A 22,338-nucleotide genomic window follows, 5' to 3' on the forward strand; every position below is an offset into this window, starting at 1 on the left:
CAACGGCTTAGCTCAATCAGAGCTAGGCCGTTTGTCTTTGTCCGTAGCCGGAACGTAACGGCCAATCGCGTCGAGGCGATTGGCGGCCCCCTGAAGTGCTTCAGGAGCAAGATGTGCGTAGCGCTCCACCATGGCGCCGGTCTTCCAGCCGCCAAGCATTTGAAGCTCATGGGTTGGCGTCCCCGCCAGCCGGTGCCAAGTCGCGAAGGTATGTCGCAGGTCATGCCAGCGGAAATTTTCGATTCCCGCCCGTTCTAAGGCTGCTGTCCATGCCTTGGTGTTGCACTGGCCGACCGGGTTGCCACGGTATGTGAAAACGCGGCTGCTGTGCTTGCCGATTTGCTTGCGAATCACGGCCAATGCCATTTCATTCAGCGGCACAGAGTGAGCCTTGCCGTTTTTGTGTTTGCTGCCCGGTATCCAGGCGTGCCGGCGCTCAAGATCAACATAGCTCCATTCAAGGCCCTTGACGTTTGCCGACCGCAAGCCGGTGGCAACAGAGAACGCGGCCATGTCGGCAAGATGTTCCGGCAGCTCTTTACAAAGGGTATCGAATTCTTGCGGCGTGAGCGAGCGCACCCGGCCCTCGGCTTCCCGGTACATGTTGAACTTGGGCACCCGGTCTATCCACTCCCAATCTGAGCAGGCCCGTTTCAAGATGGCGCGGATCAGCGCCAGATAGCGATTCGTGGTGCCGCCGGCGGAGACTTTCTCCCTGTCAAACTTTATGCGGTCGATCAGCGTGCGGTCGATCTCTTCGAGGTGTTTGCCACCCAGGTAGCTATCAAGCCAGCGCAGCTTTGCCTTGTCGCCATCATGGGTGGCTTTGTGCTTGGTCTCCAACAGCCAACGCAGCACAGCCTCCTCCCAGGACCGGCGCGGTTTGACGCCGAGACGGTCCTGCTCCCAGCGTGAAACAGCTAGGCGGTCATGGACTTGCTGCGCTTGCCGCTTGTCACCAGTCCCAGTGCTTTGCTGTAAAGGCTTCGACTCGCCACGGATGGCAGGGAGCTTGATCCACCAGAAGGGCGAATCTTTGCGTTTGTAGAGAGACATTCTGAGAACTCCTGATCGTCGGCAACGGTCAAGCGCGCCTTGGATCTAGAAACTAATTGGTCGATGAGCAACTGCTCGACGAAAACCCAAGAGCGCCCGACCTTGCAGGCGGGCACACCGCCACGTTGGGCGAGCTTCTGCAAGGTTTTTGGATGCACCTTGAGCAGGCTGGCTGCTTCAATGAGAGTCAGGGTCAGCATGCTTGTCCTCGCACAAATTCAAGTCTTGAATAGGGTCCGCAGACATTGGCGAGGCCGTTCGCGTACTCGAATATTTGAGTTGCAAAGACACGGCCTCCGCGATAGGACACCCGCCAGGGCGACGGCAAGCAAACCCCCGTTCCACGCTCAACCAGGCCGACACCTTTGATTCGCACAAAGCGTTCGCCAACTCCGGCGAGAGCCTTGAGCCATGAGGGCAGGTTGAACCATTGTCGAATCGACTTGGCAAAGTCGTCGTGCCCGCCTGAGCCGTGGAGTCGGCATCCCTTGGGGAGCTTGGCTTGTCCGTCGAATTTGGAGACGTATTTGCAGAGGTATCCGATGGCGTTCCGCGCCCATTCGATTCGTGTGTGTCCATGTGGCCACCATCCTTGCTTATCAGGTTTCGGGAGAGTCAAACCACGAGGCAGCCATAGCAGCACGTGGTAATGAAGCGCCCCCCGCACTTGAAGCTCAGCAACCCACACGTAGCGCAAAACATGGCCCCGTCTAGATAACCAGTTACGAATGCGCTTTAGAAGTTCGGAGACGTCACGCGGGCAAAAGCCGTCAACGTCTCGATAGGTGAGGGTCAACATGGCCGGCTTGAAATTCCGGTTTCCCAAGACATGAGAAAACAGACGAGCCGCAACGGTGACTGATCTACGTAGCCGCTTGAGGCGGGTCTGAACTTGATCAATCTCTATTGTGTTGGCCTCAGGCGTGCCACTTGTTTTAAAGGTGACAAGCCCAGCAGCGGTGCCGGAGCACGGGGCGCCTCGCGGCGCTTCCGTGCTCTGTTCCGCTGCCAAATCGAACTTTGAAGAAAGAGGGGACTTCATGACCCCGCAATGTAGAGGGGTCTTGAAGTTCCGTCAAGGAACTTTAGGTTCCCTTATTCGAGCGAGCGGCGACCATCCCGGTCTAGCGGCAGCTTTTCTTCCCCAGAAACGACTTTCCAAAAATTGCTGATGGACTTGGAAAGCTGCCAAGCCATGGAGCGCTCGGCATCAGGGCCAATTTCGGGGAACTCTTCGCGAACGTTGATGCCTAGCAAGGCCTCGTACTTTGCGACGGTCTTTTTGCTATGAATCAGGTAGAGCACTTTCCAGCCGACGTGACGGCCAACCATAAACATGCCCAAGGCTGTCTCCAACTCGTCGGCAGAACCCTTGAAGTTCAAGATAGCCTTGTCCATCAGGTCATGTCGGCGCTTGGCCTCGACTTCATCGACGCTGGGAGTTTGACGGCTTCGTTTGCTCATGGGCAAAGGATAGCAGGAAGGGGACTTCGTTCACCCTTGTGCGACACACATACCCACCGCCCCCGCCGCCTGCGTCGCATGCGCCGCGGCGGGGGCCGTGGATATGTGCGCTTAAGTTAAGCTCGCCAACATTTATTTAGGGGAAAAAATGATGATCAGTGGACTATTTTTTGGGGAGGCAAAAGCGAGCGACGGCAGCACCCTTGGATGGTGTCAGCTTCTGATTGATCCCGATCGAACTTCAGGACATGTACTTTTTAATGAAGGGGGCAATGGATTTATTAATGTCGCAAGTGTTTCAATATCTACTGTAAATAGTGATGAAATTTTGCTGAATGTATTCAAATCCGAGATGCTGGAGAATGACTACAGAATATCAGAAGAATATCGCCTGCCTAATGAATTTAGGGCTGACGTTACTATAAAGAATGCAGAGTTGGAGAATGCAATATCAGGGGAATGGAGGTCTGACGGAAAAACTGGGACACTCAAGCTTTTCCGTGAGGTACTGGGTGAAGAAACGGTAGCACATCAAATATTCTCAGACTGGGATGCTTTCAAAGGTTGGGCGAATAAATATACAAGCATGCAAGGTGCTGCATTTAGGGGGCAAGGGGGAAGGCATAGGCTATGCACCAGCTTCCACAGAACTGACAGGGTTGATCTAGTCAGATATGTTCGTGAGGATCTACCAATTTTTGCGGATAGGCTAGAAACAGAACTTGGCGGTATATACAATTTATCATCCAGCACAGACTTTGGTGCAGTTATTGGACTAGCGCAGCATCATGGCTTCCCTACGCCACTTCTAGACTGGACTAGTTCGCCCTATGTGGCTGCATACTTTGCTTTTGCAGAAGTAGTAGCAAAAAGGGAGCCACCGTCACATGTTCGAGTATTTAGGCTTAGTGCAGACTTCGTGCGCAAAGGTATGAGTACGGTGACCACACATGTAATAGATCCAATGCCGACAGTGTCAGCCTATTCGCCACCTTCGCGTGGAAATGGCCGACTACTAAATCAACAGGGCCTATTCACATTTTCAAATATGCTCAATATCGAAGAATTTCTTCGGAAGCGAGAGACTCGCCTAAATATGAAGTTAGGAACCTTGCTGGAGGTAGTGGATATTTCTTCTGATCAAGCGAGAAGAGCATTGGCAGACTTACGAAACATGGGCACTACAGCAGCAACTCTATTTGCTGGACTAGATGGTGTTGCAACTTTCTTGAAGCACAAGCAGTTCTTTTCGCCTGATCAATAGGAATTGCCGTAGCCAAGGCGTAGCTTCTAAGCAGGTGCTAGTGCTCCCTAGTTGCGCCCTCTACTCGCTGCGGTGCAGGCAATGAACCGCTGATCGATTGAGCTGTTTGCGTCTCAGGCGATTGAAAATCCGCGTGTCGGTGGTTCGATTCCGCCCCAGGCCACCAAAAGCAAATGGCTCCCCTTGTGGGAGCCATTTTCGTTTGGGGGTTTGACAGGTGGATGAGAACCACCGACGTGGTTCGCTCTGTGACAGCCAGTGGCTGTCACAGGACATCGCGCAGCGATGGTCCGCAGTGCCCGGGAGGGCACGAAGGATGACTGATCGGCCTGAGCCGAGCAGGCACATTCCGCCCAAAAATGCGCGCAGATCTGGAATCGTGCAGTTCAGCCCTTACTCCCCATACGGATCAATCTCCCCAATCACCTCAGCCACCCTGCCCAGCGCGCTGTGCAGCCTGGGCAGCTCCACCGAGCCCAAGGCCAAGCGGATCGCATGCGGGACCTGCGCCGAGGTCGCATAAGGCTCGGCGGTGGAGACCGAGATGCGTTCGCGCAGCAAGGTCATCGCCACTTGCTCGGCGCGCACTTCTTCTCCCAGCGGCAGCCACAGGAAGTAGGAGGCTGGGTGGCAGACGCGCTTGAGTTTGCCCAAGAGCCGGGCGGCGACTTGCTGGCGCGCGCGCGCATCCTGGCGCTTGGCGGCCTCCAGGCGGGCGACGGTGCCGTCGGCCAGCCAGCCGCAGGCGATGGCGGTCATCAGGCCCGGCGTGTTCCAGGTCGTCGCCCTGATCGCGCGCTCGAGCTGGGCCACCGAGGCGGGCGGTGCGACAACATACCCGACCCGCAGCCCCGTGGCCACGCTCTTGGAGAAGCCGGACACGTAGACCGTTATTTCCGGTGCCATGGCCGCCAAGGGCGCGGGCGCGTCTTCGATCAAGAAAGCATAGGCTGCGTCTTCGATGATGAGCAGGCCGTGCCGGCGCGCTACCGCCACCAGGTCCTGCCGGCGGCTGCTGCTCATCACCCAGCCCAAGGGGTTGTGCAGCGTCGGCATGGTGTAGATCGCCTTGACCTTGCGGCGCTTGCACAGCGCGTCCAGTGCATCCGGGTCGGGGCCTTGACCCGCCGCCGGCAGCGCCACCAACTCCAGGCGATGCGCGTCGGCCAGCAGCTTGAAGCCGGGGTAACTCAAGGCATCAACAGCGACCACATCGCCGGCTTGCAGCAAGGCCATCACGGTGATTGCCAGGCCATGCTGCGCCCCATCGACCAGCAGCACCTGTTCGCCCGCCGCGTTCAGGCCGCTGGCGGCAAGATGCCGCGCCACGGCTGCGCGCTCATGCGGGCGCCCGCCATGCGGTTGGTAGCGCAGCAAAGCCTCCAGGTCGCCGCCCGAGGCGATTTCGCGCAAGGAAGTCCGCAGCAATTCAGCCTGGCCTGGCAGCGACGGGTAGTTGAAGCTCAAGTCCACCATGTCGGTGGCCGCCGCGTGCTGATAGGCCTGTGGATCGATCAGACCATGGCCGCGCGGCAGCGCGGTTTCGCGCACAAAAGTGCCGCGGCCGGTTTCCCCGCTGATCAGACCCATAGCTCCTAACTCCGCATACACGCGGCTTGCGGTCATCAAGGCCAACCCTTCGCTGGCGGCGAGCCGCCGGTGCGTGGGCAAACGCGTGCCGGGCGGCATGCGGCCGGCGCGAATATCGGCGGCGAAGCGATCGACCACCTGCTTGTACCGGGCTTGAACCATAGGCAATGTATCTATGACAATTATTTGATTGTCCTGATTGTGATGCCTAGACTGGCGGCTTACAAGCGCGCGGTCAGACCCTAGCGCTGGCACTGAATGGAGAAGCTCAATTGACGCAGCCGCAAACCCCCACAACAAAAACATCCAGCAGCGGCTGGCTCAATGGCTTTATCGGCGTGCTGATCTTCAGTGCCTCCTTGCCGGCGACCCGGCTGGCCGTGCGGGAGTTTTCGCCCTTCTTCCTGACGGCAGCCCGCGCCAGCATCGCCGGCCTGCTGGCGCTGTGCTTGCTGCTGCTCTTCAAGGAAAAGCGGCCGGCCAGGCATCAGCTGGGGCCTTTGGCCATCGTCGCGGCCGGCGTTGTGCTGGGCTTTCCGCTGCTGACGGCCTTGGCGCTGCAATATGTGACTTCCGCGCATTCCATCGTCTTCCTCGGCCTGTTGCCGCTCGCCACCGCCAGCTTTGGGGTGTGGCGCGGGGGTGAGCGTCCGCGCCCGGCTTTCTGGTTCTTCTCGGTCTTGGGCAGTTTGCTGGTGGTGGGCTTCGCGCTGTCGCAAGGGCTGAGGGCCTCTCCGGCGGGAGATCTGTTGATGCTGCTGGCCATACTTGTCTGCGGACTCGGTTACGCAGAAGGCGCGAAGTTGTCACGCACGCTGGGTGGCTGGCAGGTGATTTCCTGGGCCTTGGTGCTGGCGCTGCCGCTGATGGCGCTGTTGAGCTGGTTCAAAGCGCCGCCCGACTTCACCGGCATCACCACTCCTGCCTGGCTCAGCCTGGCCTATGTTTCGGTCTTCAGCATGCTGATCGGCTTTGTGTTCTGGTATCGCGGCCTGGCGCAAGGCGGCATTGCCGCCGTCGGCCAGCTGCAACTGCTGCAGCCCTTCTTTGGGCTGGCGCTGGCGGCCACGCTGCTGGACGAGCAGGTCAGCCCGTTGATGCTGGGCGTCACGGTGGCGGTGATTCTTTGCGTGGCGGGTTCGAGAAAGTTTGGCCGCTAGAGCGATCAGCTGGGCCGGGTTTGCGTGCGCGCCCCTGGCTTTTTATCGTCTGGGCTTGCGCGCTGCGAAATTTTGCATAAAATACTGACCTATTGGTTGGTTTGTATTTTAATGGCTGGCAACATAGCGAGTGCCATCAAACAAAGACCACCTAGCTGGCAAGCAATTCGCGCGGAATTTGCTTGCTGTTTTTTTGAAGCAGATGCCTACCAAGTAGTAGGTAAATATTTTGGAGAATGCAATGACTTCAACATTCACTGGCAAAAAGCTCTTGGTCGTCGGCGGCAGCAGCGGCATCGGCTTGGAAACCGCACGCCTGGTGCTGGAACAGGGCGGCCGGGTGCTTATTGTTGGCCATCGGGCGGACAAGCTCGAAGCAGCGCACCGCATGCTCGCCGAGCTGGGCGAGGTAACGTCGCTGAGTGCCGACCTGAGCACAGCCGCTGGTGTGGATCGCCTGCTTCAAACCCTGGATGCCGAGCACCGGGACATTGATCTGCTCGTCAATGCCGCCGGCGTGTTCTTCCCCAAGCCCTTCCTGGAACATAGCCACGCCGACTACGACCAGTACATGAACCTGAACCGCGCCTTCTTCTTTGTGACGCAAAAAGTCGCGCTGAACATGGTGGCGTCCGGCCGCCAGGGCGCCATCGTCAACATCGGTTCGATGTGGGGCAAGCAGGCGATCCAGGCCACGCCGTCGAGTGCCTATTCGATGGCCAAGGCCGGCCTGCATTCGCTGACCCAGCATCTGGCGATGGAGCTGGCCTCGCATGGCATTCGGGTCAACGCGGTGTCGCCGGCGGTGGTGGAGACGCCGATTTATGAGGGCTTCATTCCCAAGGCCGAGGTGCATGCGGCGCTGCAAGGCTTCAACAGCTTCCACCCAATCGGCCGCGTGGGCACGCCGCGCGACGTAGCTGAGGCGGTCGGCTTTTTGCTGTCAGACAAGGCCGGCTGGGTGACCGGGGCGGTCTGGGATGTGGACGGCGGCGTGATGGCCGGGCGCAATTTGGCCTGAGGCCTTCTTGGCAATCGCTTGGAAGGATACTGGCCGGATGAATCATCTGAAGTTGCACAGCGACCTGACACAAGCCGTCGTGATCAACACGCAAACGCTGCCTTGGCTGCCCTCGCCGGCAGCCGGGGTGATGCGCAGATTGCTGCACCGCGATGGCGACGAGGTGGCGGTCGCCACCTCTTTGGTGCGTTATGCGCCGGACTCCAAGTTTGATCGGCATACGCACGATAGGGGCGAGGAGTTCTTCGTGCTGGAGGGTGAGTTTGCCGATGAATATGGCCGTTACCCGGCAGGCTGCGCTGTGCGCAACCCCTGGGGTTCGTCCCATGCGCCGTTTACCGACGGCGGCTGCATCATCTTCGTCAAGCTCAGGCAGTTGCAGGCGGAGGACCAGCAGCGCCGGGTGATAGACACCCGCGCTGCGGCCTGGGAGCCGGGTCCGGCGGCCGGTATCGAGCTGATGCCACTCGGCGGCTTCGGCTCGGAGCAGACCAGTCTGGTGAAACTGGCCCCGTCGGCCGGCTTGCTTTGCCGCGACCATCAAGGATGCCAGGGCGGCGCAGAGATCTTTGTCATCAGCGGCGAACTCCAGCATGAGCAGCGCCACTGCGGACCCGGCAACTGGTTGCGCCTGCCCGACTGCCATCAGCACCAGCCCCTATCAAGTGCACAAGGCTGTACCTTCTGGCTCAAGACCGGTCATCTGCCACCGACTTCGAGGGCAAGGCCTTGAAGCTCAGTTCCCTAGAATTCGTCTACCTATTGCTTGGTCAAGAACGCCAGATCCCATGAAACATTTCTCCGAACTGACGGCCTCGGCCGAGCGCATTGTGGATGCCGGCGAGGCGCTGATACAGCGCGTCGGCTACAACGGCTTCTCCTATGAAGACGTGGCGCAAATGGTCGGCATTCGCAAGCCCAGCATCCATCACCATTTCCCGACCAAGATCGAATTGGGCGTGGTGGTAGCGCAGCGCTACACCCACCGCTTTCGCCAGGCCTTGCTGCATATCGAAGGCACGCAGGCGCGGGCACCGGAGCGCCTTTGCGCCTATGCCCAGTTGTTTGAGACCACTTATGCCGAAAACCGCCGCCTATGCGTGTGCGGCATGTTGGGTGCCGAGTCCGATTCCTTGCCGGCCGAGATCAATGCCGAGGTGCGGCGGTTTTTTGAGGTCAATGTGGCCTGGCTCGAGAGCGTGATTGCCCAAGGCCAGCAGGCCGGGACGGTGAATGTTGCTATCTCCGCGCCGGAATGGGCACTGACCCTCTTGGGCGCGCTGGAAGGCGCGATGCTGGTGGGCCGCGGTCTGCAGTCGGGCCGGGGGCCGCGCCAAGTGATGGACACCTTGTTGGTATCGATAGCGGCATGAGCGTGTTCGAGCAACTGAGCGTCGTCATCGGCGCCGGCCTGAGCGGTCTGCACGCTGCGTGGCGGCTGCAAGAGGCGGGGCATGCGGTGATGCTGGTCGAGGCGCGCCAGCGCGCAGGCGGGCGCGTGCTAAGTGTGCCGACGTCTGACGGCGCCGAACACCGGCTGGATCTGGGTCCGTCCTGGTACTGGCCCGAGATCAACCCGCTGATGAGTGCCTGGGTGCAGCGCTTGGGGCTAACAAGTTACCCGCAGCACACAGAAGGAGCCAGCCTGCTCGAAGGGCCGGACGGGGCCGTACGGCGCCTGGGCCACAGCTGGGAGCAGCAGCCGCGCTCGATGCGCATTGCCGGCGGCATGGGCGCATTGGTTGGCGGTATTCAAAGCTTGTTGACGCAGGTGCAATGGCTGCCGGGGACGCTGGTCGAGGCCTTGCAGCTGCGGCCCGAAGGCGGCGTCGATTTGCATCTGAGGCAGGGCGAGCGCCGCTGGGTGCAGCACGCCGCACGCGTCATCAGCAGCTTGCCGCCGCGCTTGCTGGCCGAGCTGTCGGCCGAGCCCGCTTGGCCGCCGGCCACAGCGCAGGGCTGGCGCCGTACGCCAACCTGGATGGCCGGCCAGGCCAAGTTTGTCGCGGTCTACGAACAGGCCTTTTGGCGCGAAGCCGGCCTCTCGGGCGCGGCCGGCAGCCATCGCGGGCCTATGGTGGAGATCCATGACGCCTCTGACGGCGCCGGCCAGCACGCAGCGCTATTTGGCTTTCTGGGTGTGCCGCCGTCTTACCGGCAAGGCGTGGGCGAGGTAGACCTGCGCCAGCAATCCCTGGCCCAGCTCGCCCGTCTGTTCGGCCCGCAGGCCGAAACGCCCTTGTGGTCGGCCGTGCAGGATTGGGCGCAAGAGCCCTTCACGGCTGATGCGCTGGACCACAGGCCGCTCAGCCAACATCCGGTTTACAGCGCGCCAAATGTGCCGGCCGAATGGCGGGGGCGCCTATGGCTGGCCGGCACCGAGTTCGCACCGCAGTCGGGCGGGTTCTTGGAAGGCGCGCTGGAAGCGGCGGAGCAGGTGGCCGCTGACCTGCTCCGCGGGTCCTGAATCAAGCCAGTTCGAAGCGGTCCAGATTCATCACCTTGGTCCAGGCCGCGACGAAGTCCTGCACGAATTTCGGGCCCGAGTCACTGCAGCCGTAGACCTCGGCCAGCGCGCGCAGCTGCGAGTTGGAGCCGAACACCAGGTCAACCACGGTGGCGGTCCATTTCAACTCGTTCGTGCTGCGATCTCGCCCTTCCAACACGCCATCGGCGCTGGTGGACTTTTGCCACTGCGTGCGCATATCGAGCAAGTTGACAAAGAAGTCGTTGCTCAAGGTTTCGGGCCGCGCGCTGAACACGCCGTGCTGGGTCTGAGCCACGTTTGCATTCAACACGCGCAGGCCGCCAACCAGCACCGTCAGCTCCGGCGCGCTCAGCGTCAGCAGCTGCGCCTTGTCCAGCAGCAGTTCGGCGCTCACGCCGGCCAGACCGGGGCGGGCATAGTTGCGGAAACCATCGGCGGCGGGCTCCAGATAAGCGAAGGAGGCCGCATCGGTTTGCTCCTGCGTAGCGTCCATGCGACCGGGCGCAAACGGCACGCTCACGTCTTGGCCGGCCTGCTTGGCGGCCGCTTCAATGGCCGCATTGCCGCCCAGCACGATCAGATCGGCAAGTGAGATCTTCTTGCCTTGGGGCCCGTGAGACGCATTGAACTCGGCCTGAATCGCTTCCAGCTTGCTCAGCACCGCAGCCAACTCGGCCGGCTGATTGACGGCCCAATCCTTTTGCGGCGCCAGGCGGATGCGCGCACCATTGGCGCCGCCGCGTTTGTCGCTGCCACGGAAGGTCGAGGCCGAGGCCCAGGCGGTGTTGACCAGTTGGCCGATGCTCAGGCCAGAGGCGAGCAGCTTGGCCTTCAGACCGGCGATGTCTTGTGCGTTGACCAGCGCGTGGTCAACAGCCGGAATCGGGTCTTGCCAGCTCAACACCTCTTGCGGCACGAGCGCACCAAGGTAGCGTGCGCGTGGGCCCATATCGCGGTGCGTCAGTTTGAACCAGGCGCGTGCGAAGGCGTCGGCGAAGGCGGCCGGGTCTTGGTGGAAGCGGCGCGAAATTTTCTCGTAGGCCGGGTCCATGCGCAGCGACAGGTCGGCCGTGGTCATCATCGGCGGGTGCTTCTTGCTCGGGTCATGCGCGTCCGGAATCATGTGCTCGGGCTTGACGTTCTGGGCGACCCATTGATGGGCACCGGCCGGGCTTTTAGTTAGCGCCCACTCGTAGCCGAACAGCATGTCGAAATAGCCGTTATCCCAGGTCGTCGGATTGGGCTTCCAAGCGCCCTCGATGCCGCTGGTGGTGGTGTGCACGCCCTTGCCCGAACCCAATTTATTGATCCAGCCCAGGCCTTGCTGTTCCAGCGGGCCGGCTTCGGGCTCAGGGCCGACCAGCGCAGGGTCGCCCGCGCCATGCGCCTTGCCGAAGGTGTGGCCGCCGGCCACCAAGGCGACGGTCTCTTCGTCATCCATGGCCATGCGGGCGAAAGTCTCGCGGACATCGCGGCCGGAGGCGACCGGATCAGGCACGCCGTTAGGCCCCTCCGGGTTCACATAGATCAGGCCCATCTGCACGGCGGCCAGCGGGTTCTCCAACTCACGATCGCCGCTATAGCGTTTATCACCCAGCCAGGTGCTTTCGGAGCCCCAGTAGACATCTTCCTCGGGTGCCCAGATGTCGGGGCGGCCGCCGGCAAACCCAAAGGTCTTGAAGCCCATTGATTCCAGCGCAATATTGCCGGCCAGGACGATCAGGTCGGCCCAGGAAAGCTGGCGGCCATACTTTTGTTTGATCGGCCAGAGCAGGCGGCGCGCCTTGTCCAGGTTGCCGTTGTCGGGCCAGCTGTTCAGTGGCGCAAAACGCTGGTTGCCGGTGCCCGCGCCGCCGCGGCCGTCGGTCACGCGGTAGGTGCCGGCTGCGTGCCAGGCCATACGCACCATCAAGCCGCCGTAATGGCCCCAATCGGCCGGCCACCAGTCTTGTGAGTCGGTCATCAAGGCGTGCAAGTCTTTGACAACCGCATCCAGATCCAAACGCTTGAATTCAGCGGCGTAGTCAAAGTCCGCGCCCATCGGGTCGGACTGCGGCGAATGCTGATGCAGGATGCTCAGCTTGAGTTGATTCGGCCACCAGTTGGCATTGGAGGGTGCGGCGGCTATTGCGTTGGGGCTGGCGTGGCCGGCGAAAGGGCATTTGGATTGTGCTGACATGGCTGGCTCCTGAGGATGTTTGTCATTGAAGTGCCTGTGCAGTTTAGGGTTTAGGACCCGAGCAGATGATGACTTTTGCCAATCACAGTCATAGCCTGATTTTTGTCGACCGACGCATGGTCCGGCCGGCCGGACTGACGCTGCCCGGCTGCACAGGGCGCTTGTCCGGCAAGCCCTGCTTGTGCTCGGCAAGCCGAAAGTTTCGCGATTCATATGACAAAACAATAAGAAGTAAAACTACATTGCTAGCGTCTTGTATTCAAATTCACCCCATGAAGTGCTTATAAATTCACGAATTTTGCAGCCTCATCACCGGGATTACACCAACTTCCATATGTAGTTTTACTTCAGTACCATCCGCCAAACTTTTGGAGACACAGGCATGAATGCATGGCTAGGTGGTCGAGCGCGGCTGGCGCGGCGGGTGATTGGAGCGATGGCGATCGGCCTCAGTGGGCTGTTGGCCGGCTGCGGCGGAGGCAGTGCTGCGCAAGAGGCGCAGTCGGAGCCGATGAGCAGCGTCAGCGTCGCCGCTGTCCCAGAGAGCGGCGTCGAATTGCTGGCCGGTTTGCCGCAAACGGGGCAGACGACTGCGCGGGCCAAGATCGCCGCCGTGGCGACGACTGCCGCGCCCGCCACTTCGCTGCGCGTGCATTACCGCCGCGCCGACGGCAACCATGCTGGCTGGCAGCTCCACAGCTGGGGCGCCGCGCAAAGCCCGAACTGGAGCGCAGGCTGGAATGCTGCGGGCAGCGACGACTTCGGTGTCTATTACGACGTGCCACTGGCCACGGCCACGGGCACGGTGGGCTTCTTGCTGCACAACGGCGATAACAAGGACAACGGCGGCGCCGATCAGAGTTATGTGCTGCAAGCCGGCGCCAACGAGATCTGGCGTTTGCAGGCTGACAGCAGCAACTACGCCAGCAACCCGCTGCTGCTGCCGGTGCCCGACATCAAGACCGTGCGCGTGCACTACAAGCGTTTTGATGGCGCCTACAACGCCTGGGGCTTGCATTTGTGGGGCAGCAACGGGATGAACCCGGCCGCCACGCCCGCCGGCGTCAATATCGACATCTGGAACCAGCCAGTGGCCTTGAGCGCGATGCCCGGCTACACGGCCGGCGACGGCGAAGTGGTGTTCGACATCCCGGTGCTGAACCCGCAGGGTGATGTGAACCGCAAGGCCTTGGAATTCATCATCCACGGCATGCCGCCCAACGAGAACGACAAGGACGGCCGTGACAACAATATCCGCGTTGAATACGCCGCGCTGACCGTCAAAAACCAGATCGGCCATGTCTGGCTGCTGGAGCGTGACGCCATGGTCTACACCGCGCCGCCCGATCTGCGCCAGGTCTCTAGTACCGATGCGCGCGCCGTCTGGTTGAACAAGAGTTTGGTGAAATGGCCGCGCGTGGCGGCCGCCGGCGTCGTGCGGCTCTACCACTCGGCAAGCGGCCAGATCGTGGTGGCTGCCGACAAGTCGGTCCAGGGCGCAGACGGCTTCATCACGCTGGACGCCTTCGCCGGCAGCGTGCCCGCTGCCGATGCGCTGCGTTTCAAATATGTCGCCAACGGCGCGGTTTTCAATGTCCGCACGGCCGATATGGCGCGCCTGCCTGAGCTGCACCAAAGGCAGCTCGTGCTGGTGCAAGAAGATGCCGAAGGCCGCGTGCAGAACGCCACTACCGCGCAGGTCGCAGGCGCCTTGGATGAGCTGTACGCAGCGGCCAGCCAAGTGCCCGACCTGGGTGCTGTGATCACCAATGGCAGCACCAGCTTCAAGCTTTGGGCGCCGACCGCGCAGGCCGTCTCCTTGGTGCTCACCTCGCCCGTCAACGGCTCCGCGCTGCTGAGCCGCACCAGCACCGAGCCGATGAGCCGCGACGCCGCCACCGGCGTGTGGCGCCTGGCCAAGCCCGGTCGCTTGCAAGGCGCCAGCTACCGCTACCAGGTGCAGGTGTTTGTGCGCGGTGTTGGCCTGGTGCGCAACCTCGTTACCGACCCCTACTCGCTCGGCCTCACGCTAGGCAGCCAGCAAAGCGTCGTGATGGACTTGGACGCCGCCACCACCAAGCCAGTCGGCTGGGATGCCGGCGCACCGCCTGCGACAGTGGCAGCACCCTCGGACCTCAGCATCTACGAGTTGCATGTGCGTGACTTCTCTATCAACGACAGCAGCGTGCCTGCGGCCAAGCGGGGCAAATACCTCGCCTTCACCGAAGCCAATTCCAATGGCATGCGCCACCTCAGCGCCTTGGCCGCGGCGGGCTTGACCGATGTGCACTTGCTGCCGGTGTTCGACATTGCCAGCGTCAATGAAAAGAGCTGCCTGACGCCGACGCCAGCCGGAGCGCCGGACAGCGATGCGCAGCAGGCGACGGTGGCGGCCACGGCCGGCAGCGACTGCTTCAACTGGGGTTATGACCCGATGCAGTTCAGCACGCCAGAGGGCAGCTACGCCAGTTCGGCCAGTGACCCGGTCGCCCGCGTCGTCGAGTTCCGCCGCATGGTGCAGGCGCTCAACGCCGCCGGCCTGCGCGTGGGCATGGACATGGTCTACAACCACACCAGCTCGTCCGGCCAGAACGCCAACTCGGTGCTCGACAAGGTCGTGCCCGGCTATTACTACCGACTCAACGCTAGCGGCGGCATCGAACGCTCGACCTGCTGCGAAAACACCGCCTCCGAGAATCTGATGATGGCCAAGCTGATGACCGACTCGGCCGTCACCTGGACGCGCGATTACCGCATCAGCTCGCTGCGCTTCGACATCATGGGCCACCATCCGCGCGCTGTCATCGAGGCGCTGAAGGCGCGCGTCAAGGTCGCCACGGGTCGCGAGGTGCAGATCCTCGGCGAAGGCTGGAACTTCGGCGAAGTGGCCAATGGTGCGCGCTTTGTGCAGGCCGAGATGCTGTCGCTCAACGGCTCCGGCATCGGCAGCTTCAACCCGCTGATCCGCGACGCGGTGCGCGGCGGCGGTTGCTGCGATTCGGGCGCGGGCCTGGTCGCCAACCAGGGCTATGTGAACGGCTTCTTCTATGACGCCAACTCTGCGGCCTCCGGCCAGAGCCGTGGCGAACTGATGTGGCAGGCCGACCGCATCAAGGCTTCGCTTGCGGGCTCGATCCGCAGCTTCCAGATGCAAACGAGCTGGGACGCCATGCTGCGTCTGGAGCAGATCAATGTTGGCGGCATCCCCGCCGGTTGGGTGTTGGAACCCGGCGAGGTGGTCAATTATGTAGAGAACCACGACAACCTGACGCTGTTCGATAACAACGCCTTCAAGCTGCCCAGCAACACCAGCCATGAAGACCGCGCCCGCGTGCAAATCCTGGCGGCGGCGATCAACAGCTTCAGCCAGGGCGTGGCCTATTTCCATGCCGGCGTGGACATCTTGCGCAGCAAGTCGCTGGACAAAAACAGCTACGACAGCGGCGACTGGTTCAACCGCCTGGACTGGAGCTATGCCGACAATAACTTCGGCGTCGGCCTGCCACCTGCGCGTGACAACGCTGACAACTGGAACCTGGCGCGCCCGCTGCTGAGCAATGCGCTGATCAAGCCGAGTGCGGCCGACATCGCCTGGACGCGGGATGCCTTCCGCGATCTGCTGCGCATCCGCAAGAGCACGACGCTGCTGCGCCTGCGTACGGCCGAGGACATCAAGGCCCGCCTGAGCTTCCTGAACACCGGCTCGGCCCAGGAGGCGACGGTCTTGGTCGGCCGCCTGAACGGCGTGGGCTATGCCGGCGCGAACTTCGAGGAGCTGGTCTATCTGATCAACGTCGACAAGACCGACAAGCAGTTGACGCTGCCGGCGTTGGCCGGCCGCGCGCTGGAGTTGCACCCGGTGCACAGCTCGGCTAACGCGGCCGATCAGCGTGCCCGCCAAGCCAGCTTTGAGCGCGCAACCGGTGCCTTCAGCCTGCCGGCCCGCACCGCCGTGGTCTTCGTCGTTCGCCCCGCAGCATTGAAATAGAAACACCCACCATGAACAAATTCCACCATTACAAGTTCCGCAACTTGGCCGCGACGGCCACCCTCGCCGCCGCGCTGCTCGCCAGTGCCGCCACGCAAGCCGCAAGCGTCAATATTGACGTCAGTGGCGCGCAGAGCATCAATCTGCAGGGAGAGGCCGGCAACACGGTCTGGCTCGTCGACGTTGGCGCCAACGCCTTGCTGAGTTCGCTCGATTGGACGCTGCAGCTGAGTGCTTTCGCGCCCAGCAGCCTGGGCGATATGCAGGTCAGTTTCGGCAGTTCCAGCGGCTTGGATGCGATCACGCTGAGCCCTGCCCTGGGCGACAATTTAAGCGGCAACGGCAGCTATGCCGGCGCACTCGACATGAGCCCCTATGGGATTGCTGCCGGTGCCGATGGCCTGCTGCGGATCGAGTTCAGTGAAGCTTACAAGGACGCGGCTGACGGCGTCGCCGAAGGCCAGTGGCTCAGCGGCAGCCTGGGTCTGGGTGTGACGGCTGCCGTGCCTGAGCCGGCCAACGCCGCGCTGGCGGCACTTGGCCTGGGCTTGCTTTTTGCTTGGCGGCGGCTGCGCGCCAAGTGATGCGGCGCTGATCCGCTGCGTCAGGGCCGCGCGCGGGCAAACTCCTTCAGATAGGCAGCCGTGGCAATGTGCGCCATCGCACAGAGCAGGGTCTGGGGTCGGGCTAAATTGCTTTCAAGGCAATTGCCGATCCCGATCAAACCCAAAGGAGCCCCTGCCATGAACACACGCGACACCTATGTCCAGAAGATGAAGAACCAGCTCGACGCACTGAACGCGAAGATGGATGCGGTCGATGCGAAGGCCAAAGACGCCAAGGATGAAGCGCGCGCCAAGTACAGGGAAGAAGTGGCCAGTCTGCGCGCTCAATCCAAGGCGGCTGCCGCCAAGCTGGAGGACCTGAAGGCCGCGGGCGAAGACCGCTGGGATGCCTTGGTGGCCGACATGGACAAGATGCGCGACGCGTTTGTTCATTCCTTCAACTACTTCAAGTCGCAGGTCTGACTGAGTCATTGCCCTGCCCTGATTTTGGGTGAGTGTGGGCCAGCCCGGCGAGCCGGGATCGGTGCGCCCCTAGCCTGATAGGGGCGCGCTCTTCAGAATCCGACTTGCTTCACAAACTGAAGTCGTAGTCCACCGTCAGCGGCGCATGGTCGCTGAATTTCTGATCCTTGTAGATGCTTGCACTCCGGGCCAGAGCCGCGAGCTTTGGTGTCGCGAAGTGATAGTCCAGCCGCCAGCCTACGTTCTTGGCATAGGCTTGGCCGCGGTTGCTCCACCATGTGTAGCACTCGTCGGTGGTGTCGGGGTGCAGCTGCCGATACACATCGACCAAGCCGCCCGGGCTTTGCTTGTCGCCACTGCCGAAGAGCTGATCTAGCCAGGCACGCTCCTCGGGCAGGAAGCCGGAGTTCTTCAGGTTGCCCTTCCAGTTCTTCAGGTCAGCTGGCCTGTGGGCGATGTTGACATCGGCCACCAGAATGAACTCGCGCTCCGCCTGCAGCGCTGCCAAATGGGGCGCCATCGCGGCCAGAAAGCGGTATTTGGCTTCTTGCCGCTCGGGCCCGCTGCTGCCGCTGGGGAAGTAGCAACTGATCAGGCTGAGCTTGCGGCCGGGCTTGTCGAAGCGTTTCTCGATATAGCGACCCTCGAAGTCGAATTCCTCAACACCGATGCCGGTGATGACATCGCTGGGCAGCTCGCGGGTGTAGAGGCCCACGCCGGAGTAGCCCTTCTTCTGCGCGTAGTGGAAGTGACCTTTGAGCTCGCCAGAGCTGCAAAAAGTGCCGGCCACATGCTCGTCTTGCGCCTTCACTTCTTGCACGCCCAGCGCGTCGGCTTTTTGCTCGGGCAACCAATCAAAAAAACCCTTGGTGGCGGCGGAACGGATGCCGTTCAGATTGGCTGTGATGAAGCGCATGGTGAAAAAAGGCAGGGTTGGGTGGCAATGGGCGCAGTATCGCAGGCGGCTGCGCCGCGCCTGGTCTCGATTGGTCTGCTGTGTTTTGACCACAAAGTCCTAGGGCAAACCCTTTCGCGGTGACTTTCATCGGAATGACTTGATAGATTCACGACTGCTCAGAAGGCAAACGTTTGCCGAAGCTCGATTCAGTGTCGAGACCAGGCCTACGCCCCGCTCGGATCATTGTTGGAGCGTCCCGTCCAAGATTTGGCCGCAAAGGCCCGAGATAGCCCGCTCTTTGAATCAACTCACCCGCAGGATTCCCATGAAAACCTTTGCTCTTAAACCCAGCCTGATGGCCCTTGCCTTGGCCGCCGCTTTCCCCATGCATGGCGCTCTGGCGCAGAGCGCAGACGCGCCCGCGACCGAAGCCAAGAAGGACACAACGACGCTCAACACCGTCATCGTCACCGGCAGCCGCCGGGTCGAGAACATCCGCGACGTGCCGATGTCGATCTCGGCCATCAAGGGCGAAGAACTCGATGCCTACAACGCCAGCGGCCAAGACATCCGCGCGCTGTCGGGCCGGGTGCCCAGCCTGAACATCGAATCGGATTTCGGCCGCACCTTCCCGCGTTTTTATATCCGCGGCCTGGGCAATACCGACTTTGACTTGAATGCCTCGCAGCCGGTCGGCCTGGTCTATGACGATGTGGTGCAGGAAAGCCCGATGTTGAAAGGCTTCCCGGTTTTTGACGTGGAGCAGGTTGAGGTCTTGCGCGGCCCGCAGGGCACGCTTTTCGGCCGCAACTCACCGGCCGGCGTGATGAAGTTTGACTCTGTCAAGCCAGGCAAGCGGTTCGAGGGTTATGTCAACACCGGTTTCGGCAACAACAATGCCTTCAATTTGGAAGCTGCGGTCAACACGCCTTTGGGTGAGGATTGGGCCGTGCGCGCCGCCGTGCTGATGCAGCGCGCCAGCGACCGTGTGCACAACCCGCTGCCCGGCGCCACTTCGGACCTGGAAGGCTATAACGACAAGGCCGCGCGTGTGCAGGCGGCCTACAAGAACGGCGGCTTCTACGCGCTGTTCAATCTGCGCGGTCGCGATTACGAAGGCAGCGCCACGACATTCCGCGCCAACATCATCAAGCGCGGCACGAATGACATCGTCGACGGTTTTGACGCCTCGAATTACCCGACCGACGGCTATAACGAGCAAACGCTGCGGTCCAAGGGCGTCAGCGCCCGTTTGCGCTGGGACTTGAGCGGCATGACGCTGCACTCGATCACGGCCTATGACACCGCCAAGTTTTACAGCCGCGGCGACGTGGATGGTGGTTTTGGCAGCCGCTTTGCCGGTATCCCCGACGGCCCGCGTTTCCCCGGCCAGCCCTCTGTCATTCCTTTTGACGCCCAGACGGCCGACGGCTTGCCCGAGCTGAAGCAAGCCACGCAAGAGTTCCGCCTGCAGTCCAATACCAGCGACGCGCTGCAGTGGATCGGCGGCCTGTATTTCTTCAAAGAGAAGATGACGGTTGACAGCTTCAACTTCGACTCCTTCTCGGCCGGCGACCCGCAAAACGGCTATGCCTACCAGCACCAGGATTCGACCTCCTGGGCCGCTTTCGGCAGCCTGAACTATGCCGTCACCAATGATCTGAAAATTCGCGGAGGCCTGCGTTATACCGACGATAAAAAGGACTTTGACGCCGCACGCACCCAGACCCCGTTCGGTGGCAAGAATGCCGGCCCGTTCACGGCCAATCCGCGCTCGACCGACTGGAGCTGGGACTTGAGTGCCAACTACACCGTGAACCAGGACACCTCGCTGTTCACCCGGGTGGCCACCGGCTACCGTGCCCCAAGTATCCAGGGTCGGGTCTTGTTCGGCGATTCGATCTCGGTCGCTAACTCCGAAAAGGCGCTGTCCTTCGAAGCCGGCTTCAAGACCGATCTGCTGAACAAGACGGCGCGTATCAGCGGCACCGTGTTCAGCTACAAGGTCGATGATCTGCAACTGACGGCCGGCAGCGGCAGCGTCAATCAAAACCGCCTCGTGAACGCCAAGAAGGCGACCGGCCAGGGCTTTGAGCTGGATGCCCAAGCCATCATTGCGCGCGACTGGCGCACCTCGCTGGGCCTGAGCTACACCGACACCGAGATCAAGGACGACAAGCTCTTCGTCGCACCTTGCGGCAATGCGACCTTCCAATTCTTGGAGGCCAATACCGGCTGTACCGTGCAGAACAAGGTCAGTCCCGATGTCAAGGGCGTCGTGCTGATCGGCGGCAACCCGCTGCCGCGCGCGCCGAAGTGGATTGCCAACTGGACGCTGCGTTACAGCACCGAGCTGGCCGGCGGCGACGTCTATGTGTTGACCGACTGGGCCTACAAGGACGAGTACAACATGTTCCTGTACAAGGCGGCCGAGTACCGTGCCAAGTCGCTGTTAGAGGGCGGCCTGCGCGTCGGCTACGGCTGGAACAACTCCAAGTACGAAGTCTCGGCCTATGTGCGCAATATGACCAACGAGCAGCAAGTCGTGGCCGCGATCGACTTCAACAACCTGACCGGCATCATCAACGAGCCACGCAGCTATGGGCTGCAGTTCAAGGCAAGTTTCTAGACTTTGTGGGTTGGACCTTGCGGTACCCCGCAAGCTCCGACCCCAACTGATTGAGCGGGTTCTGTGGGCTGGACCTTGCGGTACCCCGCAAGCTCCGGCCTCAACTGATTAGGCGCTTGTGCAAAGCCCGATCCTTCAGTGAGGATCGGGCTTTTTTTGGCCCCTACAATGTCCCGAAAGAACCCGCCTGAGCAGCCCATGACGACAGCTAAAACGCCCGATCCACTTGCCCAAGAATTCGTTGCCTTCGCGGTTGAAGCCGGGGTGCTTCGCTTCGGCGAGTTCAAAACCAAGGCCGGCCGCCTGAGCCCTTATTTCTTCAACGCCGGTCTGTTTGACGATGGCGCCAAGCTGGGCCGGCTGGCGCAGTTTTACGCGCAGCGCCTGATCGCCTCCGGCCTGCAGTTCGACATGATTTTTGGCCCCGCTTACAAAGGCATCACCCTGGCGGCGGCGCTGTCCATCGAGCTGGCGCGGCTCGGCCATAACAAGCCATTCGCCTACAACCGCAAGGAGGCCAAGGATCATGGCGAAGGCGGCACCCTGGTTGGTGCGCCCGTCCAGGGTCGCGTCTTGATCATTGATGACGTCATCTCCGCCGGCACCTCGGTGCGCGAGTCTATCGCGATGATCACGGCTGCCGGCGCCACGCCTTGCGGCGTCACCATCGCGCTCGACCGGCAGGAAAAGGCCGTCGAGAACGGCGTCGACAGCCCCAAGTCGGCGGTGCAATATGTGACCGAACAATTGCACTTGCCAGTGATTGCCATCGCAGGCCTGAGTGATTTGTTGGAATTCTTGAAGACCACCAGCGACGTGCGGGTCACCGCCCATGCTGCTGCTGTGCAGGCTTACCGGGATCGCTACGGGGTCTGATGGGCAAACTCACCGCCTCCGTACTGATGCTGATGCTGGCGCCCGGCTTGGCCTGGGCGCAGGCGGCCACGAGCACCGCCAAGCCCAGCATCTACACCTGCACGACGGCCGACGGCCGGCGCCTGACCTCGGATCGGCCGATCAGTGATTGCAGTGCGGTGGAGCAGCGGGTCTTGAATGCCGATGGTTCGCTGCGCTCGGTGCTGCCGGCGGCGATGTCGCCGGAGCAGCGCGCCGCGAATGAGGCGCGTGAGCGCAAGTTGGCGGCCGAGCGCTTGGCGCAACTGGACGCTGTGCGGCGTGATCGCAACTTGATGATGCGCTACCCGGATGAAGCCGCGCATCAGCGCGCCCGGGCCAGCTCGCTGGACGATGCCAACAAGGCGCGGCTGATCTCGGAGCGCCGTGTCAAGGATCTGGCATTGGAGCGCAAACCCTTGATGGACGAAGCCGAGTTTTACAAGGGCAAGCCCTTGCCGGCCAAGCTCAAGCAGCAGATGGACGCGAATGACGCCGCCGTCGACGCCCAAAAGCAGCTGATCGAGAATCAGAAAGCCGAGTTGGTGCGCATCGGGAGCCGCTACGACCTCGAATTGCAGCGTTTGAAGCGGCTGTGGGCCGGTGCTGCACCGGGCAGCCTGGGCAACTCGAGCAATGGACCGGCGGACGCCGCAGCATCCGCCCCCCGTTGAACTCA

The 22,338-nt window shown here is 61.6% G+C and carries 19 protein-coding genes; 12 read left to right on the top strand and 7 right to left on the bottom strand.

The annotated features are described in order from the left end of the window. Window positions 1-12: 12 nt before the first annotated feature. From PRZ03_RS00290 to PRZ03_RS00300, 4 genes are read right to left on the bottom strand one after another with little or no spacing between them, the layout of a single operon-like run. A complete protein-coding gene (locus PRZ03_RS00290; RefSeq protein ID WP_409993913.1) occupies window positions 13-1,017 on the bottom strand; it encodes a tyrosine-type recombinase/integrase in 1,005 nt (334 codons plus the stop codon). After that, window positions 921-1,256 carry a helix-turn-helix domain-containing protein gene (locus PRZ03_RS24025; protein WP_409993905.1) on the bottom strand — a complete coding sequence of 112 codons (336 nt, stop codon included), beginning with the start codon at window positions 1,254-1,256 and terminating at the stop codon, window positions 921-923. The genes PRZ03_RS00290 and PRZ03_RS24025 overlap by 97 nt, the downstream gene beginning before the upstream one ends. Further along, window positions 1,250-2,098, bottom strand: a complete 849-nt coding sequence (locus PRZ03_RS00295) for a rolling circle replication-associated protein (RefSeq protein WP_273598492.1) — start codon at window positions 2,096-2,098, stop codon at window positions 1,250-1,252. The genes PRZ03_RS24025 and PRZ03_RS00295 overlap by 7 nt, the downstream gene beginning before the upstream one ends. Before the next feature lie 53 nt (window positions 2,099-2,151). Further along, on the bottom strand, window positions 2,152-2,520 hold the full coding sequence (locus PRZ03_RS00300; protein WP_273598493.1) for a hypothetical protein: 369 nt from the start codon (window positions 2,518-2,520) through the stop codon (window positions 2,152-2,154). A gap of 148 nt (window positions 2,521-2,668) precedes the next feature. On the opposite strand from PRZ03_RS00300, the gene PRZ03_RS00305 reads away from it, so the two are divergent. Beyond that, complete coding sequence (locus PRZ03_RS00305) at window positions 2,669-3,784, top strand: FRG domain-containing protein (RefSeq protein WP_273598494.1); 1,116 nt, start codon at window positions 2,669-2,671, stop codon at window positions 3,782-3,784. Window positions 3,785-4,177: 393 nt separating this feature from the next. On the opposite strand, the gene PRZ03_RS00310 is transcribed toward PRZ03_RS00305, so the two are convergent. Continuing rightward, window positions 4,178-5,536, bottom strand: a complete 1,359-nt coding sequence (locus PRZ03_RS00310; RefSeq protein WP_273598495.1) for an aminotransferase-like domain-containing protein — start codon at window positions 5,534-5,536, stop codon at window positions 4,178-4,180. A 110-nt stretch (window positions 5,537-5,646) separates the two neighbouring features. On the opposite strand from PRZ03_RS00310, the gene PRZ03_RS00315 reads away from it, so the two are divergent. The 5 genes from PRZ03_RS00315 to PRZ03_RS00335 all read left to right on the top strand — a co-directional run bounded on the left by PRZ03_RS00315 (window position 5,647) and on the right by PRZ03_RS00335 (window position 10,022). Next, on the top strand, window positions 5,647-6,534 hold the full coding sequence (locus PRZ03_RS00315; RefSeq protein WP_273598496.1) for a DMT family transporter: 888 nt from the start codon (window positions 5,647-5,649) through the stop codon (window positions 6,532-6,534). 241 nt (window positions 6,535-6,775) lie between these two features. Next, window positions 6,776-7,555: an SDR family NAD(P)-dependent oxidoreductase gene (locus PRZ03_RS00320; protein ID WP_273598497.1), complete on the top strand. Its 780-nt coding sequence runs from the start codon at window positions 6,776-6,778 to the stop codon at window positions 7,553-7,555. Between the two features lie 37 nt (window positions 7,556-7,592). Beyond that, window positions 7,593-8,288, top strand: coding sequence for a cupin domain-containing protein (locus PRZ03_RS00325; RefSeq protein ID WP_273598498.1), 696 nt, complete (start codon window positions 7,593-7,595; stop codon window positions 8,286-8,288). 55 nt (window positions 8,289-8,343) lie between these two features. Continuing rightward, window positions 8,344-8,928, top strand: coding sequence for a TetR/AcrR family transcriptional regulator (locus tag PRZ03_RS00330; RefSeq protein WP_273598499.1), 585 nt, complete (start codon window positions 8,344-8,346; stop codon window positions 8,926-8,928). Beyond that, the gene (locus PRZ03_RS00335) at window positions 8,925-10,022 is read left to right on the top strand and encodes a flavin monoamine oxidase family protein (protein WP_273598500.1); all 1,098 of its coding nucleotides are present in this window, start codon (window positions 8,925-8,927) and stop codon (window positions 10,020-10,022) included. The genes PRZ03_RS00330 and PRZ03_RS00335 overlap by 4 nt, the downstream gene beginning before the upstream one ends. Window position 10,023: 1 nt before the next feature. Here the strand turns inward: PRZ03_RS00335 and katG are convergent, their stop codons facing one another. Continuing rightward, window positions 10,024-12,222 carry a catalase/peroxidase HPI gene (gene katG / locus PRZ03_RS00340; protein ID WP_273598501.1) on the bottom strand — a complete coding sequence of 733 codons (2,199 nt, stop codon included), beginning with the start codon at window positions 12,220-12,222 and terminating at the stop codon, window positions 10,024-10,026. A 382-nt stretch (window positions 12,223-12,604) separates the two neighbouring features. Here katG and PRZ03_RS00345 point away from each other — a divergent pair, with 382 nt between their 5' ends. From PRZ03_RS00345 to PRZ03_RS00355, 3 genes are all read left to right on the top strand, one after another. Then, window positions 12,605-16,210 carry an alpha-1,6-glucosidase domain-containing protein gene (locus PRZ03_RS00345; RefSeq protein ID WP_273598502.1) on the top strand — a complete coding sequence of 1,202 codons (3,606 nt, stop codon included), beginning with the start codon at window positions 12,605-12,607 and terminating at the stop codon, window positions 16,208-16,210. An 11-nt stretch (window positions 16,211-16,221) separates the two neighbouring features. Then, a complete protein-coding gene (locus PRZ03_RS00350) occupies window positions 16,222-16,794 on the top strand; it encodes a PEP-CTERM sorting domain-containing protein (protein WP_273598503.1) in 573 nt (190 codons plus the stop codon). A 159-nt stretch (window positions 16,795-16,953) separates the two neighbouring features. Next, window positions 16,954-17,238, top strand: a complete 285-nt coding sequence (locus tag PRZ03_RS00355; RefSeq protein ID WP_263532877.1) for a sll1863 family stress response protein — start codon at window positions 16,954-16,956, stop codon at window positions 17,236-17,238. 109 nt (window positions 17,239-17,347) lie between these two features. On the opposite strand, the gene PRZ03_RS00360 is transcribed toward PRZ03_RS00355, so the two are convergent. Continuing rightward, complete coding sequence (locus PRZ03_RS00360; RefSeq protein ID WP_273598504.1) at window positions 17,348-18,154, bottom strand: exodeoxyribonuclease III; 807 nt, start codon at window positions 18,152-18,154, stop codon at window positions 17,348-17,350. Between the two features lie 307 nt (window positions 18,155-18,461). Between PRZ03_RS00360 and PRZ03_RS00365 the strand changes: the two genes are divergently transcribed. The 3 genes from PRZ03_RS00365 (at window position 18,462) to PRZ03_RS00375 (ending at window position 22,333) form a co-directional block, all read left to right on the top strand. Then, entirely contained in the window at window positions 18,462-20,765 is a 2,304-nt protein-coding gene (locus PRZ03_RS00365) for a TonB-dependent receptor (protein WP_273598505.1), read from the top strand. A 198-nt stretch (window positions 20,766-20,963) separates the two neighbouring features. After that, complete coding sequence (pyrE, locus tag PRZ03_RS00370; protein ID WP_273598506.1) at window positions 20,964-21,641, top strand: orotate phosphoribosyltransferase; 678 nt, start codon at window positions 20,964-20,966, stop codon at window positions 21,639-21,641. Beyond that, on the top strand, window positions 21,641-22,333 hold the full coding sequence (locus tag PRZ03_RS00375) for a hypothetical protein (protein WP_273598507.1): 693 nt from the start codon (window positions 21,641-21,643) through the stop codon (window positions 22,331-22,333). The genes pyrE and PRZ03_RS00375 overlap by 1 nt, the downstream gene beginning before the upstream one ends. The last annotated feature ends 5 nt before the right edge of the window (window positions 22,334-22,338 follow it).

This window comes from Roseateles albus (assembly GCF_028595345.1).
GTDB classification, from domain to species: Bacteria; Pseudomonadota; Gammaproteobacteria; order Burkholderiales; family Burkholderiaceae_C; genus Paucibacter_A; species Paucibacter_A albus.

Coding starts and splice junctions, on each gene's coding strand:
- PRZ03_RS00330 (WP_273598499.1), top strand. CDS start 8,344: ATGAAACATTTCTCCGAACTGACGGCCTCGGCCGAGCGCATTGTGGAT.
- PRZ03_RS00300 (WP_273598493.1), bottom strand. CDS start 2,520: ATGAGCAAACGAAGCCGTCAAACTCCCAGCGTCGATGAAGTCGAGGCC.
- PRZ03_RS00355 (WP_263532877.1), top strand. CDS start 16,954: ATGAACACACGCGACACCTATGTCCAGAAGATGAAGAACCAGCTCGAC.
- PRZ03_RS00350 (WP_273598503.1), top strand. CDS start 16,222: ATGAACAAATTCCACCATTACAAGTTCCGCAACTTGGCCGCGACGGCC.
- PRZ03_RS00345 (WP_273598502.1), top strand. CDS start 12,605: ATGAATGCATGGCTAGGTGGTCGAGCGCGGCTGGCGCGGCGGGTGATT.
- PRZ03_RS00375 (WP_273598507.1), top strand. CDS start 21,641: ATGGGCAAACTCACCGCCTCCGTACTGATGCTGATGCTGGCGCCCGGC.
- PRZ03_RS00365 (WP_273598505.1), top strand. CDS start 18,462: ATGAAAACCTTTGCTCTTAAACCCAGCCTGATGGCCCTTGCCTTGGCC.
- PRZ03_RS00325 (WP_273598498.1), top strand. CDS start 7,593: ATGAATCATCTGAAGTTGCACAGCGACCTGACACAAGCCGTCGTGATC.
- PRZ03_RS00305 (WP_273598494.1), top strand. CDS start 2,669: ATGATGATCAGTGGACTATTTTTTGGGGAGGCAAAAGCGAGCGACGGC.
- PRZ03_RS00295 (WP_273598492.1), bottom strand. CDS start 2,098: ATGAAGTCCCCTCTTTCTTCAAAGTTCGATTTGGCAGCGGAACAGAGC.
- pyrE (WP_273598506.1), top strand. CDS start 20,964: ATGACGACAGCTAAAACGCCCGATCCACTTGCCCAAGAATTCGTTGCC.
- katG (WP_273598501.1), bottom strand. CDS start 12,222: ATGTCAGCACAATCCAAATGCCCTTTCGCCGGCCACGCCAGCCCCAAC.
- PRZ03_RS00335 (WP_273598500.1), top strand. CDS start 8,925: ATGAGCGTGTTCGAGCAACTGAGCGTCGTCATCGGCGCCGGCCTGAGC.
- PRZ03_RS00320 (WP_273598497.1), top strand. CDS start 6,776: ATGACTTCAACATTCACTGGCAAAAAGCTCTTGGTCGTCGGCGGCAGC.
- PRZ03_RS00360 (WP_273598504.1), bottom strand. CDS start 18,154: ATGCGCTTCATCACAGCCAATCTGAACGGCATCCGTTCCGCCGCCACC.
- PRZ03_RS24025 (WP_409993905.1), bottom strand. CDS start 1,256: ATGCTGACCCTGACTCTCATTGAAGCAGCCAGCCTGCTCAAGGTGCAT.
- PRZ03_RS00310 (WP_273598495.1), bottom strand. CDS start 5,536: ATGGTTCAAGCCCGGTACAAGCAGGTGGTCGATCGCTTCGCCGCCGAT.